The following is a 4,353-nucleotide window of genomic DNA, read 5'->3' on the forward strand; positions in this document are numbered from 1 at the left end:
GCTTGACAGATTAGCAGGACGAACTTTGATAACAAAGAATACAAGGTATGCCATTTTACTCGGCTTAGTTCCCATCGCCATATTTGTAGTGGCCTTTCATTCGATAACCAACTTTTACGTCAACTCGGTAAAAGCGTCGAAAATAAATGCTTACGTAGATTATTTAAATCAAAGGTCTGCCTATTTGGACGGAGCAATAGTGAAGCAGATTGCTCAGTTAGATTTTACTTGTAGTGATAGTGATGTAAGAACTTTACGCGACCCACGTTTTTATAACCGTTACATTCGTTTTATTGCGATGACCACAGAAGGCGGAAAAACGTGTTCCACGGTTGGTAGTGAAGTGTCTCGCCCATCTAGTAGTGAACGATTTCAGATGGATGAAAACTTTTTCGCATCACTTATTTTGCCGCAACAGAATGACCAAATAGAGTGGATGGTCATTTATGATAATGAACACGTTGAAGTCTTCTGGGTACTTGATAACAGTTGGGTTAACGAGGTAATAAAAACGCCTTGCAAAGACTGCCTATTTGTAGAGTTTAAGTATGATGAACCAATATTTGGTGATTTAACGATAAGCCGTGGCAAAGCGAATATTGCAGGAGAAGAAAACGCACTCTCAAAAGAGTTTTTCTTTTCAGGAGAGTCTCAAGCCAACATGCTCATCAAGATATACAGCGGTGAAAAACTTAAAAATTATGCTCAGGAAAGAGTACTTTTGTGGGGCGGTCTTGTAAGTGTGCTTGCTGGTCTTGTGACTGCCTTTGCATACATATCTGGTAAAAGCTTGAGAAAATCCATTACAGGTCTAATTGAAAATGGGATTAGTAATGCAGAATTTATTCCTTACTACCAGGCGATTGTCGATAGTCGCGATGGTAAGACAGTAGGATATGAAGCTCTGATTCGATGGTCGCGACGTGATGGAATGGTGCCACCAAATATGTTTATTGGTGCTGCAGAAGAAAGTGGCCTGATTATCCCGATGACGAATCAGCTTATTCGTAAAATCATACAAGACTTAAGTGACTTACCCGAGCATACGTGGGTCAGCATCAATATTGTTTCCTCCCATTTAGAGTCAGGTGTATTAACGAAGTTGCTGTCGGAGTTAAATTGGCCAATCTCTAATAGAATTCATTTTGAATTGACCGAGAGAATACAGGTAAAAGACACTGAGGCCGCGAAAAAAGAGATTTTGTATTTAACGAATAAAGGCTACAAGTTCAAAATTGACGATTTTGGTACCGGATATGGTGGCTTTTCTTACCTACAAGATTTGGGCATCCGATGTTTAAAAGTGGATAAGATGTTCATTGATCCAATAGGGTCTGACGACCAAAAATTGAAAGTGCTGGACTCAATTGTGTCTGCAGCGAACAAAGCGGAATGTGAGATGATTGCAGAAGGCGTAGAGAGCCAGGCTCAAGTCGAATACCTGGCTCAGCATGCGATTTACCTTATTCAAGGTTATGTTTACGCTAAACCTGAGCCCCTGACTAACCTTGCAAGCGCTTAACAGCCATAACGTCATAACATCCCGCTTTAAAGGTGTCATTTGCCTAGGTTAGCGCTGATTTCTGCTGGTGGGCTCACGCTTGAGGATTCCTAACACTCTCATTACTCCTAGAGTGTTAGGAATTAACGTTACTTAGGAGGAGAGTGCGGCTCTTTTCGCTTTGATCGACGTAATGAGCTGAGGTAGTAATGACATTACGATCATTCCTAGCATTAAGCTGTATTGCAGAGGAGTGAACGTTTCCCCCAATAGCAGTAGGCCCGAAACAATGCCTGCGACAGGGTTTGCAATACCACCAAAGGTAAAATCTACGACCGACATCCGCTGTAATAACCATACATACATGCCATACCCTAATGCGGTGTTCAGAATAATTACCCAAAGTAACCCTAGAATATTCGTCATGGATACGTCCTGAACGACCGTAGCATATGGCTCTGGATTGTTTATTGCCAGCACACTTGTTGCGATAGACATAATCACGCCACCCAAAATGAGCTGCCATGTTAACACTGTCCACCAGTGCATTTTTGTACCTAGTGACTTTGTTACGCTACTTCCTATCACGATGCACATAATGGCGGAGATCATCGCAAGTAAGCCCACGGGGTCGAGAGAAATAGAGCTAGGATCAAATAAGAACCAAGCTAAAGCAATCAAAGTTGCGCCGCTTATCGCTTGAATGCCACTAGGCTGACGTTTGTAGACCGCCCAACCAAACAGCATCGCAAAAACGGGGACCGAAACCATACCAACACCAGAGATGGCAGAAGGAAGCGTCAACGCCATGACAAAAATGAGACCAAAGAAGCAAGCGATGTTGATGGTTCCTAAAACAAGCAGCACCTTCCACTCACTTCTTTTTGGAAACGAGGGCTTTATTGCCAGCAACAAAAGACCCGCAGGCAGTGCCCTTAGAGCGCCAAGTAAAACGGGAGGCCAGTCCGGTAGAGTAAACTGAGTAACAGCGTAAGTCGTCCCCCAAAAAAAGGCAGGAATCATCGCAAGTAAAATGTTCATGTTAAATATCTTTATGTAGAGATAATTAAATGTAACGATATCGGCAAGGTGGCTTTTTGTAAAGTATCTTTATGTTAAAATAAAAAATATATGATGTTTGGAGAAAAATAATGGATGCAATTGATAGAGTGGTAGAGCAGTGGGCTAGGGAGAAGCCAGACCTCGACACTGAACCGATGGCAATAATGGGTCGACTAATGCGAATTGCAAAACACATGGAATCTAGGGTCGCCGAGCTACATAAGAAGTACGACCTGAAAATGGGTGAATTTGATGTGTTAGCGACACTGCGTCGAGCTGGTTCACCATATTGTCTTACTCCCTCAGCGTTAATAGAGTCGATGATGCTCACTTCGGGTGCGATGACTAATCGCTTAGATAAACTAGAGAAGAAAGGGTTTATTACCAGAACCCATAGTAAAGAAGACCGACGTAGCGTCACCGTTGAACTAACAGAGCAAGGCTTAACCTTAATTGACAAGCTAATTTTGGAGCATGTAGACGTTCAGCAATCGTTATTGCATGGTTTAGAAGGCAATGAAAAAGAGCAGGTTAACCAGGCGTTAAAATTGCTATTGCCACAATTTGAGTGAGAACGCAGAAGGAGGTAGGGGATATGAAAAGCAAAGAACTAGAACAATACTTAAGTACCTTCATGTGTGCAGAAAGTGATTTCCCATTTGGGCCTGAAGCGCTTGTATACAAAATCAAAGGCAAGATGTTTGCCATCATTGCAGAGAGAAACGGTCGGGAGTATGTCAGCGTAAAAGTAAAACCAGAAGATGGAGAAGTCTTAACGTCGCAGTTTACGGACATTATCCCGGGTTATCACTTAAATAAGCGTCATTGGATAACGGTTTATTTTAACGGTGATGTCGAGGATGGGTTGATTCAAGACTTGTGTGAACGCTCTTATGCTCTTGTCGTTGCCAAGCTGCCGAAAGCACAACGAGCGTTGCTTGGTGAGTAATCGGCAACGCACTGGCCTCTGTTGTTTTGTCGCTCGTTGCTCGTAGTCTTTACGGAAAAATTCGCACCTTTTTCATCCTCGGGCTATATAAGAATAAGAAGGTGGAAAAGATAAGAATAAGAAGGTGGAAAAGGGGAATGATATGCGAGCATTATCTGAATGGCTAAAAGAATACGGGGAGAGTCACCAAAACCCTATCAACCAAAAGATTCACACAATCGCAGTTCCAGGTATCTACCTTTCTGTGGTTGGACTTATTTGGTCGATTCCCCAGATTTCATTATTAGGCTTCGAACTTAATTGGGTTTGGGTAGCGGTGATCCCCACTTGGGTTTTCTATTTTCGTTTGTCTCTGAGTGTATTCATGATGATGATCGGCTACACATTAGCGTGCATTGGCCTTATTTGGTCTCTAGAGGTATTGATGTTGCCCGTTCTGCATATTTCTATGCTCTTGTTTGGTGTATTGTGGATATTGCAATTTATCGGTCACAAGATTGAAGGTAAAAAACCGTCGTTTTTTGAGGATTTACAGTTTCTACTCATCGGCCCGATTTGGGTGTTCAGAAAACACTAGCGATAAGCAAAATCAGGCATCATCCGAATGACACAAGACATACTTATTGCCACGACAAGCATTCACTTTAGATACGCACTATGATTAAAGAGGTGCCAACGCACTTTACGCTATCGAGATGCTTAAACTTACGGCAAGTTTACTTTAGGGGGATGAATGTACGATCGACAATATAAGTATGCCTATTGGAGAGAAGAGCGTAAAAAAGGCAAATGGCACTATATATTAAAGTCCTTCTTTATGATTTGTTGTGCATTACTGCTC

The 4,353-nt window shown here is 42.2% G+C and carries 5 protein-coding genes; 4 read left to right on the top strand and 1 reads right to left on the bottom strand.

The features are described from left to right. Positions 1-1,522: EAL domain-containing protein (locus CAG68_RS02100; protein ID WP_337250502.1), on the top strand; the 1,522-nt coding region annotated here is incomplete at its 5' end. 132 nt (positions 1,523-1,654) lie between these two features. On the opposite strand, the gene CAG68_RS02105 is transcribed toward CAG68_RS02100, so the two are convergent. Next, complete coding sequence (locus CAG68_RS02105; RefSeq protein ID WP_053306909.1) at positions 1,655-2,542, bottom strand: DMT family transporter; 888 nt, start codon at positions 2,540-2,542, stop codon at positions 1,655-1,657. A gap of 110 nt (positions 2,543-2,652) precedes the next feature. On the opposite strand from CAG68_RS02105, the gene CAG68_RS02110 reads away from it, so the two are divergent. The 3 genes from CAG68_RS02110 (at position 2,653) to CAG68_RS02120 (ending at position 4,089) form a co-directional block, all read left to right on the top strand. Further along, the gene (locus CAG68_RS02110; protein ID WP_017633984.1) at positions 2,653-3,135 is read left to right on the top strand and encodes a MarR family winged helix-turn-helix transcriptional regulator; all 483 of its coding nucleotides are present in this window, start codon (positions 2,653-2,655) and stop codon (positions 3,133-3,135) included. Positions 3,136-3,158: 23 nt separating this feature from the next. Next, positions 3,159-3,512, top strand: coding sequence for an MmcQ/YjbR family DNA-binding protein (locus CAG68_RS02115; protein WP_017633985.1), 354 nt, complete (start codon positions 3,159-3,161; stop codon positions 3,510-3,512). A 142-nt stretch (positions 3,513-3,654) separates the two neighbouring features. Then, entirely contained in the window at positions 3,655-4,089 is a 435-nt protein-coding gene (locus CAG68_RS02120) for an Mpo1 family 2-hydroxy fatty acid dioxygenase (protein WP_005377800.1), read from the top strand. Positions 4,090-4,353: the final 264 nt, after the last annotated feature.

Source organism: Vibrio sp. V42_P2S4T144 (assembly GCF_009904715.1).
GTDB lineage: Bacteria > Pseudomonadota > Gammaproteobacteria > Enterobacterales > Vibrionaceae > Vibrio > Vibrio alginolyticus.

Excerpts from the sequence above, each read along its gene's own strand:
- CAG68_RS02120 (WP_005377800.1), top strand. The coding sequence starts at position 3,655 with ATGCGAGCATTATCTGAATGGCTAAAAGAATACGGGGAGAGTCACCAA.
- CAG68_RS02105 (WP_053306909.1), bottom strand. The coding sequence starts at position 2,542 with ATGAACATTTTACTTGCGATGATTCCTGCCTTTTTTTGGGGGACGACT.
- CAG68_RS02115 (WP_017633985.1), top strand. The coding sequence starts at position 3,159 with ATGAAAAGCAAAGAACTAGAACAATACTTAAGTACCTTCATGTGTGCA.
- CAG68_RS02110 (WP_017633984.1), top strand. The coding sequence starts at position 2,653 with ATGGATGCAATTGATAGAGTGGTAGAGCAGTGGGCTAGGGAGAAGCCA.